This is a genomic window from Affinirhizobium lemnae (assembly GCF_022968395.1).
Taxonomy (GTDB): Bacteria; Pseudomonadota; Alphaproteobacteria; order Rhizobiales; family Rhizobiaceae; genus Neorhizobium; species Neorhizobium lemnae.
In genome coordinates this window covers 48,269-61,409 of the sequence record NZ_JALJQZ010000024.1, presented here as the reverse complement: position 1 = coordinate 61,409, position 13,141 = coordinate 48,269, and the positions used below count along the sequence as shown (strand labels likewise).

The following is a 13,141-nucleotide window of genomic DNA, read 5'->3' as shown; positions in this document are numbered from 1 at the left end:
CCAACTTCATGGGATTCGTCAAACTCGCAGCCATCGCCATCTGGCTCAAATAGCTAAATCGTCACTACCGCCTAGGAAAACGGGTGGCCGCCGAGAATGCGAGGGTACTCCCTCTCCCTTGTGGGGAGGGGCTTGTCTGAAAGCGAAGGCATTCGTGTCGTGTATGTTTCCTGGAGTTCGCTGACCAGTCCATTTGCAACAGGTTCCGCAGAGCCCCATATATCCCGCAGGATGAGAAGGATCGTTCCAGGATCGACCATGGCCAGAAAGCACAGGGAAAAGGTTCCCGAATGGTACAAGCCGCCGCAGAAGGTGATCTGCCCGATCTGCGGCCGTGACATTCCCGAGGACCAGCGCGATGAGCACCATCTGGTGCCGAAAAGTCGTGGCGGGCGGGTTACCCAGACGTTGCACCGCATATGCCACAGACAGATCCATGCCCTGTTTTCTGAAGTCGAACTGGAAACCACCTATGCCAGTGCGGAGGCCCTGCTGTCCCACCCGGAAATGGCGAAGTTTGCGGCCTGGGTCGCCAGGAAGCCACCCGGATTTTTCGATGGCACCCGCCGCAGCAATCGCCGCAAGGAGAAAGGACAGAACCGCTGGTGAGCAAGAAACAATTTGACAGAAGCCAGAAATCGGGTGCTTTTCGGGTCAATTCCCCGATGAAGTTTTGACAGCGAGATATGCCGCAGCTTAAGCCCCTCATCGAAACTGCCAATAGGGATGAGCGCCATGATCGCCGATGACGATGAGTATGTGTATGATGAGGTGACCGGCGACTGGCGTCCAGCTTCGGAACTAAAGGCAGAGGCCGCAAGGACATCGGACGTGCGCGATGCCTCCGGCAATGTGCTGGCGGATGGCGACAGTGTCGTGCTGGTCAAGGATCTGAAGGTCAAAGGCGCCGGACAGACGTTAAAGCAAGGCACCGTAATCCGCTCCATCCGCTTGACGGAAAACCCGGAAGAGATCGATTGTCGTCACGACAGTATCAAGGGTCTTGTTCTGCGCACGGAGTTCGTTCGCAAACGGTAATCAACGATCAAAGACCCGAAATTTCCGCCACCTTCAATGCAAGGCAGGTGGCGGGGTGGGAGATAGCGGCACTGGTAGCCTGAAGCGAGAGTTTACAGGCCTCGGTGCGAATTCGATTTTCGTAGATCCGGACAGCAGCCCGTAGCCGTGTGGGCGGTATAAAGGCGAATTCGGAATAGGTGTGATCGATCACCATTACCACCTCTTGACGAGTCGACTGGACAGGGGCGGCTGAGGGCAGGAATAAGGCACCTGCAGGCATATCCGCCTCGGCTCCGTCGAACTCGATATAGGTCTTGCCGGCCAGAACCATGGAGCGGCTGAGAACTCCGAGAACCGACCGCAGCAGCGCACGATCTCGCGCCAGCAGAACCCGCGCTCCGGGAATGCCCTTGCGCGAACTGGGTGCCAGAATGAGCGGATACGCCCTGCCATGCTCCACCACCACGAAGGCGGCACATCCGAAATGGTGATGATCTCGCAAAACCTGCCATTCATTTACAGACAGCGATGCAGTTTCCGTTTCCGCCTCTTTCAATGAGAGCAGGCGAATGCCGGACGCTGCAGGCTGCATGGAGGCCATGGGCGTTGCAACAATGATCATACCCTCGGAGTGATTGAAAAAGCCTAGGCGGCGATTGATATCGCGCATCGAGGAAGAGGCTGTCAGATCGGTGTATTCGGTATCGCAATCTGCCATCAACCGCCGCATGAAAAGCGTCGTCATCCACTCGTGACCGGGAGCCAGATAGAAGGCAGCGACATTAATACGCATGCCAAACTCCGCGTCCGGCGTCACTGGCGCGCTAGGGATCATGAGGCAGATGCCGATATCCTGCCCCTTCAACTGCGCAATCTGGCCGATCACGCCATGGCCCCGTCCTGCCGCATAGTCCAGTAGCTTTTGTACCGTATCCGCCCACTCCGAATGGGACAAAGACGGAAAACCTACCGAAAGAAGCGCGGCAGCAGCAGAGGCTCCGGACTGATCGATCGGGCGAAGTTTCATGCAGGTGTCCGGGAGGCGACAAAGTGCTCAAGGCTCGCCAGCGTGTCGATATGCGTGATGTCGAAATCCTCATCCGACAGATCCACGCCAAAATCAGTCTCCAGTGCCAGAAGAACCTCCGTCGCCGCTACGGAATCCAGAAGTCCGGACGAAAACAGGGGCTCTATATCTGCGACTTGGGTAACACCCCGCTCCCCCAGAAGGCTCATGACCGTTGCGCGAATGGATGCGTTTGACTTCGTGTTCATTGCTTCTTTCCTCATTCGGCTGCATCCGGCCTTGCTGGCCCCGTCGCAGTCGTTTGTGCCGCCTCTTCCAACTGCTGGAACAGGGCGCGCCGGTCAACTTTCCCGTTGATGTTAACCGGGAGGCTGTTCCGGATGCGGATCTCTGACGGCACCATGTAGCGCGGCAGCGATTGAAGCATCGCCGCTTCGATCTCGCTGTCGGATTTGTCAGAGCAGCAGAAGCCGATCAAACCCTGCGCCGAGCCATCCACCACCGGCCAGGCAATAACGGCCACGACATCCGTATCGGCGGCCTTTCGCAGATGCGCCTCTACCTCTTCCAGCTCTATGCGGTTGCCCTTCACCTTCACCTGATTGTCAGTGCGGCCAAGATGGTGATAGGTGCCGGTCTCATCGCGCAGGCCCAGATCGCCGGTCAGATACCAGCGTTTGCCGCGAAGGTTACGGAAGCGATCCGCCGTCTGTTCTGGCGCACCGAGATAGCCGATAGCCAGTTGTGGTCCAGACAAAGCGATTTCACCCGCCTGACCTTCCGGCAGCACCTGCTGCTCGCTATCAAGGATAGCGATTTCCATGCTGTCATAGGGTTTGCCGATGGCCAGAATGCCGCGCCCCTTCGTTTCCACGGGCGGGGACGTAAACCGCTGGCGCATGCAGATGACGGTGCCTTCCGTCGGGCCATAGATGTTTTCCACCACGCCATTGGGCGTCGCTGCGGCCCAGGCTTCAGCCGCCGCAACCGGCAAAGGTTCACCGCAGAAAATGGAGAGGCGCAGGCTTGGGAAGATGCCGGGTTTCAGGGAGCCGTTGCGACGCATCATGGCAATCAAAGTGGGCACCGACATCCAGACTGTGATTTCTCGCGCCCGGACGAAACGCCCCGGCGCCATCATTTCCAGCGAAGAGAGTATGTGGAGCGAAGCTCCCGCCTCCACGCAGAGAAAAAGGTTGTGCACCGTCAGGTCGAAGGTGACGTCGCAGGTTTCGGCAAGGCGATCGTCCGGCGTCAGCGCCGTCCAGCTGCGGCTTTCGGCAAGATAATTCGCCAGCGATCCGGCAGAGATCATCACACCCTTGGGCAGACCCGTCGTGCCGGACGTGAAGATGATATAGGCAAGATCGTCGGCCTCCACCTGCATTGGCTGGGAGAGAGGCTCTGCCTCAATCTCGTTGAAATGCACAATGCTCTGGCTGTTGCGCACGACTTCAGGTCGTTTCGCCGCATCGGCAATCACGATACAATCGGGCGCGGCAGCCAATACATCCGGTGTCAGCAGGGAGGTGCCGTTGACATCGGCGATCAGCGCATCGAGTTCCATGAGGCCGAGAAGCGTGACGATGCGGCTTTCCGGCCATTTGAGATTGATGGGCACATAGGCGCCACCGGCAAAGCCCGCTGCCAGAATACCCGCATAGGCTTCAAAGCTGCGGGTTGCGAGTATGCCTACGCGCCTCGGGCGACCCTTTTGCGAAACGTGGCCCGCAAGGCGACGAACGGTCACGCCCATCTCGCCATAACTCACATTGCGGGAAGCATCCGAATAGAATAGCCGGTCGCCATACGCCACGCTGGATCGAAAGAAACCGCTCGCAATATTATCGTTCGCCACCCAATCGGCCTCCGCCTAAAACTTTGCTTGATAAGAAATACAGCACGGTTTCTAGCGGGATTCCCTAAACATTGCGTTTTCCTGATCCCCCTGCGATACGGATAGCGGGATGACGAACGCGTGTTCGGCAAGTGTGGTTAATGCAACTTTGACGGAACCCTCACCGCTTCAAGCTGCCCAGAATGCCGCGCACCAGTGCCCGACCGATCTGGTTTGCCACTTGGCTGGCCACGGAACGAGCGGCACTTTCTCAGGCGAAAATCCAAATCAAGTAAATGAATACTCTCTTAAATTGCAGAAACACATCAAAATCGATTGTATGTCGGTTGCATTCAACCTTATGATGAGCTCGCATATTTGCCGATCAAAGGTCGCAAAGATGATGCTGCTTGAAGACCGCAGCAAGAACCCGGGCGCAGCAGGCTAAAGCCTGGACAGCACACCTGCCACGCCCGCTCGAAACCGGCGAAATGGTTCGCCGGTCACCAAGGAGAATAGAATGCCAAGTTTCAGTGGAGATAACAACAACAACACCCTGGATTATCGAGCCTATTCGTATGCCCCCCCTTCGATTTGGCCAGCTGATCAGGCATGGCTCACTGTCAACGGACTTGGCGGCAACGATACGATCCACGGAAGCATCTATCCTGACAGCCTGAACGGCGATGACGGCAACGACACGCTCTACGGCTACACGGGAAATGACCAGCTCAATGGCGGAAACGGGGTCGATATCCTCTATGGAGGCGATGGAAACGATTCCCTCAATGGCGGAGCGGACGATGATACCTTGTATGGTGAAGCAGGCACCGATACGCTTGCGGGAGATGGCGGCAACGACATCATGTATGGTGGCGCAGGAAATGATGTGTTCATAGGAGGAGCTGGAAACGATCAGCTCTGGGGTGGCACTGGCAATGACATCTTTTTTGGTGATGCAGGTTCGGACATTTTAAGAGGCGAAGCTGGCGATGATCGGATGTGGGGCGGATCAGGTAATGACCATTACTACTTTAACGGACAAGGCTTCGACCGCATAAACGACGGCGTGACGAATACGGGAGCTGCTCGAACAGACCTCCTGAACGACGGGAACGATTTCCTCTATGTGAGTTACACCGCAAGCGACTGGGCGTGGACCAAGAATGGAAATGATCTTTTGATCGGATCTCGCACGGATTTCAATGCAGACGGAACCTTTGATAACTCAGTTGTTATAGAAAACTTCTTTCTCGGAGGACATTACGTTGTCGAGACCTTACGAACTACAGATAATGTAAATTTTGATCTGACGACCTTGTTGGCAGTATAAGTACAATTTTTCCTTGGCGGGCAATGCCCGCCAAGGAAGCTTGGCCTAAGCTACCTCACTCAGATATTGTGCTCTTCGTGTTTCCAACTTCTGAAGATCGAACCGTCTTTCTTGCAGTTCAGCATAAGCCTTGTCACCTTTCATGGCATCATAGTCGATCCACGGATCAGGTGACTGAAACCGCTCAAAACTCAGTTGATTCATCGCCGTCTCCTGTTTGACAACACGACCGCCGAGAGCCTTGGCGATGGCTTTTGCCGTTCTTTCAGCCAGATCCGGGCCAACAGTGCCATTCAAGCTGCCCATGACATCCCTGTAACGCTCGCTCCAGGCAGGATCTTTCGAAACGGCAATTCCCTGATTGTCAATCGTGGCAACGACCTTGCCCTTCACAACGATCTCCGCATAAGGCTTGAAGCGCGGATCGTTTGACAAATCCGGATAACGAGTATGCTGCTGGGCGAGAACACGCTCATCCATTTCGAGAAAGCTGCGCTGTGTCTCTAAGTAATCGCGATACTGGTCTTCTGGCAACTCCCATACTGGCTTAGCAAGAGGAAGGTCGCTTCCTTGAAAGATGGAAGAGAGGTCAATCAGCTTCCCTTGAAAACTGGTTGTTGCCGTTGAGGGTGTGGTGTCGATAGGAACGCCGGAACCTGACGTGTCAACCGCCACCTTGGCTTCCGGCTTCGTTTCACGCTGCTGATTGCTGTACAAGGCATCATACGCGCTTTCAGAGGCTCTGTTCGATGAGCCTGCATTGGTGCGGTATGAGGGCGACGAATAATATGAAGTTGATGCTACTGAAGTCATGAAAACTCTCCTTCCTAATATGCCGGAAGGATAGTCTCCATGCCTTGCGTCAACCTATCCTTGCACAACCGTGGGCAGTCGTCACCGCTTCAAACTGCCCAGAATGCCGCGCACCAGCGCTCGGCCAATCTGGTTTGCCACCTGGCTTGCCACGGAACGGGCAGCGCTTTTCATGGCTGCTTCGATGACCGTTTCGCGCTGATAGCCGGCTCGCCCTGCTCCTGCCTTCTTGCGCGGCGCTTCTTCTTCCTCTGCCTCATCATTGCCAAAGCCGGGAAGCGACCAACGGCCCGCGGCGCTATCATCCTTCGGCGCGGCTTCCGCTTCCGGCTCTACTTCGGCACGCTTCGGCATCGGTGCCTTGCCCGCCTTTTCAGCGCGGGCCATGAGAATTTCAAAGGCGGATTCGCGATCGATATCCTTGTCGTACTGACCGGCGACAGGGCTGGTGTTCAGGATCTTGCGGCGCTCGTCATCGGTCAGCGGTCCGATGCGGGCGGCCGGAGGGCGGATCAGCGTGCGCTCCACCATGGAGGGCGCGCCCTTGCCTTCCAGCGTCGAGACCAGCGCCTCACCCGTGCCAAGCTGGGTGATGGCCTCATCCGTCTTGAATTCCGGGTTGGCGCGGAAGGTATCGGCCGCCGTTTTCACCGCCTTCTGCTCGCGCGGCGTATAGGCGCGTAGCGCGTGCTGCACGCGGTTGCCGAGCTGGGCAAGAACCGTTTCCGGCACATCGAGCGGGTTCTGCGTGATGAAATACACGCCCACGCCCTTGGAGCGGATGAGGCGAACCACCTGCTCCACCCGTTCCAGCAGTACTTTCGGCGCTTCAGAAAACAGAAGATGCGCCTCGTCGAAGAAGAAGACGAGACGCGGCTTTTCCGGATCGCCCACTTCCGGCAGTTCCTCGAACAGTTCTGACAGTAGCCAGAGCAGGAAGGTGGCGTAGAGACGCGGGTTCATCATGAGCTTGTCAGCGGCGAGCACGGAAATGACGCCGCGCCCATCCTGGCTGGTGCGCATGATATCGGTGATCTTCAGCGCGGGTTCGCCGAAGAAATGTTCTGCGCCCTGCTGTTCCAGCACCAGCAGACCACGCTGGAGGGAGCCGACCGATGCCTTGGACACGAAGCCGTAACGCTGCGAGATCTCGCCCGCATGCTCTCCCATATAGGTGAGGAGCGCCTGAAGATCCTTGAGGTCCAGAAGCGGCAGACCGCCTTCATCGGCAATCTTGAAGGCGATGTTGAGGACGCCTTCCTGCGCTTCCGTCGCATCCATCAGGCGGGCCAGCAGCAGCGGGCCCATTTCCGCAATAGTGGTTCTGACCCGATGGCCCTTTTCGCCATAGAGATCCCAGAAAATCGTCGGGAAGGCGGCGTTGTCATAGTCGGCGAACTGGATCTGCTCGGCGCGCTTTAGCAAAAAGTCTTTCGGCTCGCCCATGGCGGCAATGCCGGACAGATCTCCCTTGATATCCGAACAGAAGACGGGAACGCCCGCCGCGGAAAACCCTTCCGCCATGACCTGCAGCGTTACCGTCTTGCCCGTTCCCGTGGCGCCGGTGACGAGACCATGGCGGTTGCCGAACTTCAGATGCAGGTATTCCGCCTTCTTCAGCGTGTCATCCGGTTTGCGGCTGCCGCCCAGAAAGAGTTTTCCCGCGTCATCCATGCAACTGCCTCCCGGTTATCAACGTTCAAGTGTTTGCAAATGTATAGGCTGCCGTTTGCGGAACGGCAACGCCTGACAGGAGGCGGGGTAAGGCGAAAAGGGGCAGAGCCATGGTGGATATGATGACGGCAGCGGAACGCGAACATGGGCGGCATGCGGAGCATCCCGGCCAGATCCCCTTCAAGGGCATGAAAGATGTGTTGTACCGCGTCTATGTCTCGCTGACGCAGGATCGCGTGATGCTGGTGGCAGCGGGCGTGACCTTCTACCTGCTGCTGGCCCTGTTTCCCGCCATGGGTGCTCTCGTTTCCGTCTATGGTTTCGTGGCGGACCCGACGACGATTGCCGACCGCATTCTGTTTCTTGCGCAGGTCATGCCTTCCGACGGCCTGAACATTTTCATCGATCAGTTGAAGGCCTTGGCGACAGAACAGAAAAGCGCGCTGAGCTTCGGCCTCATCTTCGGTCTTCTGGTGGCGCTGTGGAGCGCGAACAACGGCATCAAGGCGCTGTTCGAGGCCATGAACATTGCCTATGGCGAGGAAGAAAAGCGCAGTTTCTTCAAGCTGAACCTTGTCTCTCTGACCTTTACCTTCGGCGGCATTCTGGCGGCCATCATCATCATCGTGGCACTTGGCGTGGTTCCGGCCATGATCACGTTCCTGCATCTCGATGAAACGGCAGAGATGCTACTGAGCCTGTTGCGCTGGCCGTTGCTGCTGGTGCTGGCCACGATCGGCATCTGCATGCTCTATCGCTATGGGCCCAGCCGCGAACCGGCCAAGATGCGCTGGCTAACCTGGGGTGCGGCATTCGCAGCACTGTTCTGGTTGCTCGGCTCTCTGGGCGTGACCTTCTATCTCTCGCATGTGGCGGACTACAACGCGACCTATGGCACGCTGGGCGCGCTGATCGGCTTTCTGTTCTGGACGTGGATTTCAGCAATCATCGTTATCCTCGGTGCTGAGCTGAACGCGGAACTGGAACATCAGACGGCGATGGATTCCACCACCGGGCACCCGAAGCCACTCGGTCAGCGGGGTGCCGTCATGGCGGATACGGTGGGTGAAACGCTGACTTGACGTATCCTTCCCTCCTCCCGCAAAACTGCGGTGGCACAACACCGTGCCCACCTTGCCAGCGGCTGCGGATTTCTTTACTTTGACGTGAACGTCAAAAAACCTTGAGGAGAGTTTGATGAACGAGCTGGTCACCCGCGTGGCGGACAATGTTGGTATAGCACCGGATGTCGCCGAAAAGGCCGTGGGCATGATGCTGGGCTTCCTGCAGCGCGAAGCCGATGATGGCGCCGTTGCCCGCATGATCGAAGCCATTCCCGGCGCGCCGGAACTGGTTGCCAAGTTCAACGGTGAAGGTGCCGGTGGCGGCGGACTTCTGGGCGGACTGATGGCAAGCCTCGGCGGCGGTGTCATGGCACTTGGCCAGCAGCTGATGGGCCTCGGCCTCGGCATGGGAGAGATCACGTCACTCGCACGCGAAACAATCGCCGTTGCCCGCGAACATGCCGGTTCTGAAACCGTGGACCAGGTTGTCGGTTCGGTTCCGGGCCTCAGCCAGTTCGTCTGACAAGACGCTTTCTATCTGTATTTCAAGACGCCGACTTGCCTGTGCAGGTCGGCGTTTTTCATGGGCGATTGAAGAGACTTTGCACAACTGATATTCACGGCCAGTAGAAATTTATTCAACCTATAGAAGCAATTTATAATGTTGTCGATTGACAACTTTGTATTTCGAGGTTTATGAATGCGTAGTCGTCATCCGAAAAAGGACGTTGAGACGGTTCTCTGTGAGCTGGAAGCGTTGGGATGGACTGTGGAGGTTCGGGGCGGCGGCCATGCATGGGGCCTTTTGCGGTGCCCGGCCAATGCAAGGGACTGCCGTGACAACAAATATTGCCAGATGACAATCAATTCGACCCCGCAGAATCCGTCAAATCATGCGGCCAAGCTGAAACAGAAGGCGCTGGCTTGCATCAAACAGGCGGAGAAGGAGACGATGAATGACACGTGAAGTCTTTGAATTCGAGTTGGTATTCGAACTCCCCTCCACTGAAAACGATGCCTATTCGCTCTCTGATGCAGTATTTGCTGCCGGATACGAAGATGCGGTCATCGGAACCGGCAATCCGAAGCTGCTGGGTGTAGAACTGGAGGCAGAAGGAACAGATGCGACCGATGCCATTCTATCCGCTGCGAAGAACATATTGCGAAACCTGCCTGCGGGAACCCGTCTGCGCGAGTTTCGTCCAGATCTCGTCAGCCTTGCAGACGTGGCTGAGAAATTGAATGTGAAGCGTCAGGCTCTGCAGAAGCGCGCCGAAATGCCGCTTCCCAGCCTGGGCGGGCTCTACCGTATCGATGAACTGGCCGATGCGTTCAGCAAAATTGCGCGCGACGGGGGGCGCAAGACACGCCTCAACCTTTCCCAAGCTATGAAGTGGCTGGCAGCAGGCAAGGCGGCACGGCAGCTGAATGCGCGGCTGACAATGCAGGAGCTCGATCCCGTCTCTCTGGAACTACGATCGAAGCCCAATTTCTAATTCTCCCTCAGAAACCCCCTGTTAACCACAATTTGAAAAACTAAAATTGTATCTAATTTTCCGCCGCTTTTGCCCAATATGGTAGGAGGACTGGCAATTCGGGGGTTTTCGATGAGTGGATGGGTGCGCACCATGTGGCGACGCGCGACGCAGGCAATGGTTCTGACGCTGGCGGTTGCCGCGTCCACGCCTGCACTGGCGGGATATGCGCATTTCATCATGGATGCCAATAGCGGCAAGGTTCTGGATGCGCAGGACGCCGACACGCTAAACCATCCAGCATCACTGACCAAGATGATGACGCTCTATATGGTGTTCGAGGCGCTGCATGACGGACGCCTGCGCTGGGACCAGCGCATCGTGATGTCGGCCAATGGCGCGCGCACCACACCCACCAAGCTGGGCCTCAGACAGGGCGAAACCTACACGGTGCGCGAGGCGGTTCTGGGCATGATCGTAAAATCCGCCAATGACGTGGCAGAAGGAATTGGCGATCATCTCTATGGTTCGGAAGAAAAATTTGCGGCGGCAATGACGCGCAAGGCGCGCCAGCTCGGCATGAGCCGGACCGTATTTCGTAATGGCTCCGGCCTGCCGGACAGCCAGCAGGTGACGACGGCGCGCGACATGGCGCGGCTTGGACTGGCGCTCATTCGCGACTTTCCGCAGGAATACCGCCTGTTTTCTACCCAGTCCTTTGCCTTTCGCGGCAGAACCATTCGCGGCCACAACAACCTGATGTATCGCTACAAGGGCATGGACGGCATCAAGACCGGCTACACCAATGCCAGCGGTTTCAACCTCGTCAGCGCCGTGAACGACAACGGCCGTCGCGTAATCGGCGTCGTGCTGGGCGGCCGCACCGCCCGCGCCCGCGATGCGCAAATGGCTTCGCTGCTGGACAAGGCCATGCCGAAGGCCGGCACACGCGCCGGTGCAGGCCTTGTGGCGGAAGCGCCCAGCAGCCCGGCGCCACTGTTCCCGACGCGCCTGCCGCGCAACAATGTGCCGATGCCGGTGGTGGCGCAGGAAGTGGCAACGACGCAGCCTCCGCGACCCGCTTCTCCTGCCATGGCACCCGCCATGTCCGAACCGCCTGTGGCTGCCGTTGCACCGGTTCGTCCGGTTGTGGCCGAGCGCTATCAGCCGGTGCCATCCGTACCTGTTCGCAGCCAGCCGGAACAGGCTCCGACACAGGTCGCGTCTGTCGCACCATCCTCTGCAAGCCTTGGCTATGCTGCGCCTTCGAAATCGGATCTCGCGCCACCGGCAGACCTGCCCTTCAAGACCGCCGCCGCTCCCGGCTGGCGCGTGCAGCTGGGTGCCACCGGCAGCGAAGACGAGGCGATCAGCCTGCTGGGCCGCGCAATGGACAAGCTCGACGGCAAGTTCCAGAATCTGACGCCCTACACGGAAACGCTTCATAGCGGTTCTGCCACCCTGCATCGCGCCCGCTTCTCCGGCTTCACCAATCAGGCGGCGGCACAATCGGCCTGCAAGCTTCTGTCATCCGCCAAGTTCGCATGCCAGGTCGTTCCAGCGGGCGGTTGAGCCCGGGTATCACACCGGCTGCGCGTTCGTTACGATCATGCAACCGAATCAAGATAGGATAGAACTTCCCCGTAAGTCGTGGCTGACTGAAGATCTGGCGCGGCTTCGCGGGTTGAGCGAGATGGCTGAAACAGGACGCCATATTGCGCCCGTCGCAGCATGGAAAGATCATTGAAGGCGTCACCGATTGCAAATGTGGACCGCCCCTGTGTTTTGACCATATCGAAGCACAGGTGCTTACCTTTGAGGCCATTCCAGAAATCGAAGCCGGTGACGATGTCGTAGTCATTGCACGTAAAGGTGTGGCACAAGACAAGATCGGCACCGATTGCATTCAGGAAATGGCTGTTCATCGGTTGAAACGAGTCCGTGACCAGAACAAGCTGCCCGCGCTGTTTCAGCGCACTTATAAACTTCTGGGCTCCCTGCAAGAGATCCAGCCCGCGAACAGCCTCGCAAATCTGTGCAAGAGTGATGCGATGACGGGCCAAAGCAAGAATGCGCTGCTCCAGCAACTGACGATAGTCCGGAATAGTCCTCGTCGTGGCTTCCAGTTCAGCGACACTGAACCTGCGAGCCAGGTATGGCCACATCTCCGGTGCCAGCACGCCCTCCAGATCCACGAAGGAGCAAAGGGCCTGCGTCATTGAGCGCCGCTCCCCAGAGTTCCGGAGAAAAACAAGACTGCGCCGAGAGAAGCAAGTACAATACCGATAACAATATTGAATATCCGCTGACGACGCAGCACGACCGTGCGAATGGCGGGATTGGATAAGAACATCGAAACAGTCGCGAACCAGAGAAGATGCGAAAGAGAGATGAACAGACCCCACAGAAGCTGATGGGAGAGCGGCGTGTCTTTCCCGATAAACTGGGTGTAAAGACTGATGACAAAGATCGAGGTTTTGGGATTCAGGCCATTCGTCAGAATGCCCGTCATCATTTCTCTTGCCATGGACCTGCCGCTAGGAAGCAGGCTGCCCTCCACATCGCGGATCGTACCGAAGGCCGTTGATACACCGGCGTAAATCAAATATGCGGCACCGACAAATTTGATGAAATCAAGAATGTTGGGAAAGGTGTGCTGAATAACGGCGATACCGAACATTGCGTAAATCACATGGAACCAGCAGGCAATGGCAATCCCGGCGGAAGCCGCAAGACCGGATCTGCGGCCATAAAGAAAGCTGTTGCGGGAAACCATTGCGAAATCTGCGCCGGGGCTCAGGACCGCAAGCCATGTAATAGACGCAATTAAAAGGATCTGCTCCATAATTAGTTCTCCAGACCGAACAAGCAGCTGCACGCTTGTGCATGCAGCTGCCA

The 13,141-nt window shown here is 57.3% G+C and carries 15 protein-coding genes and 1 pseudogene; 8 read left to right on the top strand and 8 right to left on the bottom strand.

The features are described 5' to 3' along the window. Nucleotides 1-258 precede the first annotated feature (258 nt). Both MUU53_RS15180 and MUU53_RS15175 read left to right on the top strand, forming a co-directional pair. On the top strand, nt 259-609 hold the full coding sequence (locus tag MUU53_RS15180; RefSeq protein ID WP_247261646.1) for an HNH endonuclease signature motif containing protein: 351 nt from the start codon (nt 259-261) through the stop codon (nt 607-609). Nucleotides 610-735: 126 nt separating this feature from the next. After that, nucleotides 736-1,038 carry an alkylphosphonate utilization protein gene (locus tag MUU53_RS15175; RefSeq protein ID WP_247261645.1) on the top strand — a complete coding sequence of 101 codons (303 nt, stop codon included), beginning with the start codon at nt 736-738 and terminating at the stop codon, nt 1,036-1,038. Between the two features lie 7 nt (nt 1,039-1,045). Here MUU53_RS15175 and MUU53_RS15170 read toward each other — a convergent pair whose 3' ends face one another. From MUU53_RS15170 to MUU53_RS15155, 4 genes and pseudogenes are all read right to left on the bottom strand, one after another. After that, a complete protein-coding gene (locus tag MUU53_RS15170; protein ID WP_247261644.1) occupies nt 1,046-2,047 on the bottom strand; it encodes a hypothetical protein in 1,002 nt (333 codons plus the stop codon). Then, nucleotides 2,044-2,295, bottom strand: coding sequence for a phosphopantetheine-binding protein (locus MUU53_RS15165; protein ID WP_247261643.1), 252 nt, complete (start codon nt 2,293-2,295; stop codon nt 2,044-2,046). Before MUU53_RS15165 ends, MUU53_RS15170 begins: the two co-directional genes overlap by 4 nt. Before the next feature lie 11 nt (nt 2,296-2,306). Continuing rightward, a complete protein-coding gene (locus tag MUU53_RS15160) occupies nt 2,307-3,905 on the bottom strand; it encodes an AMP-binding protein (protein ID WP_247261642.1) in 1,599 nt (532 codons plus the stop codon). A gap of 160 nt (nt 3,906-4,065) precedes the next feature. Then, nucleotides 4,066-4,155 (bottom strand): annotated as a pseudogene (locus MUU53_RS15155) (helicase HerA-like domain-containing protein); the annotation flags it as partial. A 249-nt stretch (nt 4,156-4,404) separates the two neighbouring features. On the opposite strand from MUU53_RS15155, the gene MUU53_RS15150 reads away from it, so the two are divergent. After that, nucleotides 4,405-5,217 (top strand): calcium-binding protein, encoded by an 813-nt coding sequence (locus MUU53_RS15150; RefSeq protein WP_247261641.1) that lies wholly within the window; start codon nt 4,405-4,407, stop codon nt 5,215-5,217. 45 nt (nt 5,218-5,262) lie between these two features. Here MUU53_RS15150 and MUU53_RS15145 read toward each other — a convergent pair whose 3' ends face one another. Together MUU53_RS15145 and MUU53_RS15140 are read right to left on the bottom strand one after the other, a co-directional pair. Further along, entirely contained in the window at nt 5,263-6,030 is a 768-nt protein-coding gene (locus tag MUU53_RS15145; RefSeq protein WP_247261640.1) for a hypothetical protein, read from the bottom strand. Between the two features lie 81 nt (nt 6,031-6,111). Beyond that, nucleotides 6,112-7,704: a helicase HerA-like C-terminal domain-containing protein gene (locus MUU53_RS15140; protein WP_247261639.1), complete on the bottom strand. Its 1,593-nt coding sequence runs from the start codon at nt 7,702-7,704 to the stop codon at nt 6,112-6,114. Between the two features lie 110 nt (nt 7,705-7,814). Here MUU53_RS15140 and MUU53_RS15135 point away from each other — a divergent pair, with 110 nt between their 5' ends. The 5 genes from MUU53_RS15135 (at nt 7,815) to MUU53_RS15115 (ending at nt 11,815) form a co-directional block, all read left to right on the top strand. Further along, nucleotides 7,815-8,786, top strand: coding sequence for a YihY/virulence factor BrkB family protein (locus MUU53_RS15135; protein ID WP_247261638.1), 972 nt, complete (start codon nt 7,815-7,817; stop codon nt 8,784-8,786). 115 nt (nt 8,787-8,901) lie between these two features. Continuing rightward, nucleotides 8,902-9,291: a hypothetical protein gene (locus MUU53_RS15130; protein WP_062552939.1), complete on the top strand. Its 390-nt coding sequence runs from the start codon at nt 8,902-8,904 to the stop codon at nt 9,289-9,291. 177 nt (nt 9,292-9,468) lie between these two features. Further along, nucleotides 9,469-9,735, top strand: coding sequence for a hypothetical protein (locus MUU53_RS15125; protein WP_247261637.1), 267 nt, complete (start codon nt 9,469-9,471; stop codon nt 9,733-9,735). Next, on the top strand, nt 9,725-10,264 hold the full coding sequence (locus MUU53_RS15120; RefSeq protein WP_247261636.1) for a hypothetical protein: 540 nt from the start codon (nt 9,725-9,727) through the stop codon (nt 10,262-10,264). The genes MUU53_RS15125 and MUU53_RS15120 overlap by 11 nt, the downstream gene beginning before the upstream one ends. Before the next feature lie 111 nt (nt 10,265-10,375). Then, nucleotides 10,376-11,815, top strand: coding sequence for a serine hydrolase (locus tag MUU53_RS15115; protein ID WP_247261635.1), 1,440 nt, complete (start codon nt 10,376-10,378; stop codon nt 11,813-11,815). A gap of 35 nt (nt 11,816-11,850) precedes the next feature. On the opposite strand, the gene thrH is transcribed toward MUU53_RS15115, so the two are convergent. Together thrH and MUU53_RS15105 are read right to left on the bottom strand one after the other, a co-directional pair. Next, nucleotides 11,851-12,462 (bottom strand): bifunctional phosphoserine phosphatase/homoserine phosphotransferase ThrH, encoded by a 612-nt coding sequence (thrH, locus tag MUU53_RS15110; RefSeq protein ID WP_247261634.1) that lies wholly within the window; start codon nt 12,460-12,462, stop codon nt 11,851-11,853. Then, nucleotides 12,459-13,088 carry a LysE family translocator gene (locus MUU53_RS15105; protein WP_247261633.1) on the bottom strand — a complete coding sequence of 210 codons (630 nt, stop codon included), beginning with the start codon at nt 13,086-13,088 and terminating at the stop codon, nt 12,459-12,461. The genes thrH and MUU53_RS15105 overlap by 4 nt, the downstream gene beginning before the upstream one ends. Nucleotides 13,089-13,141 lie beyond the last annotated feature (53 nt).

What these genes read in the sequence shown, in the direction of transcription:
- MUU53_RS15180 (WP_247261646.1), top strand. Translation starts at nt 259, where the DNA reads ATGGCCAGAAAGCACAGGGAAAAGGTTCCCGAATGGTACAAGCCGCCG.
- MUU53_RS15175 (WP_247261645.1), top strand. Translation starts at nt 736, where the DNA reads ATGATCGCCGATGACGATGAGTATGTGTATGATGAGGTGACCGGCGAC.
- MUU53_RS15170 (WP_247261644.1), bottom strand. Translation starts at nt 2,047, where the DNA reads ATGAAACTTCGCCCGATCGATCAGTCCGGAGCCTCTGCTGCTGCCGCG.
- MUU53_RS15165 (WP_247261643.1), bottom strand. Translation starts at nt 2,295, where the DNA reads ATGAACACGAAGTCAAACGCATCCATTCGCGCAACGGTCATGAGCCTT.
- MUU53_RS15150 (WP_247261641.1), top strand. Translation starts at nt 4,405, where the DNA reads ATGCCAAGTTTCAGTGGAGATAACAACAACAACACCCTGGATTATCGA.
- MUU53_RS15145 (WP_247261640.1), bottom strand. Translation starts at nt 6,030, where the DNA reads ATGACTTCAGTAGCATCAACTTCATATTATTCGTCGCCCTCATACCGC.
- MUU53_RS15140 (WP_247261639.1), bottom strand. Translation starts at nt 7,704, where the DNA reads ATGGATGACGCGGGAAAACTCTTTCTGGGCGGCAGCCGCAAACCGGAT.
- MUU53_RS15135 (WP_247261638.1), top strand. Translation starts at nt 7,815, where the DNA reads ATGGTGGATATGATGACGGCAGCGGAACGCGAACATGGGCGGCATGCG.
- MUU53_RS15130 (WP_062552939.1), top strand. Translation starts at nt 8,902, where the DNA reads ATGAACGAGCTGGTCACCCGCGTGGCGGACAATGTTGGTATAGCACCG.
- MUU53_RS15125 (WP_247261637.1), top strand. Translation starts at nt 9,469, where the DNA reads ATGCGTAGTCGTCATCCGAAAAAGGACGTTGAGACGGTTCTCTGTGAG.
- MUU53_RS15120 (WP_247261636.1), top strand. Translation starts at nt 9,725, where the DNA reads ATGACACGTGAAGTCTTTGAATTCGAGTTGGTATTCGAACTCCCCTCC.
- MUU53_RS15115 (WP_247261635.1), top strand. Translation starts at nt 10,376, where the DNA reads ATGAGTGGATGGGTGCGCACCATGTGGCGACGCGCGACGCAGGCAATG.
- thrH (WP_247261634.1), bottom strand. Translation starts at nt 12,462, where the DNA reads ATGACGCAGGCCCTTTGCTCCTTCGTGGATCTGGAGGGCGTGCTGGCA.
- MUU53_RS15105 (WP_247261633.1), bottom strand. Translation starts at nt 13,088, where the DNA reads ATGGAGCAGATCCTTTTAATTGCGTCTATTACATGGCTTGCGGTCCTG.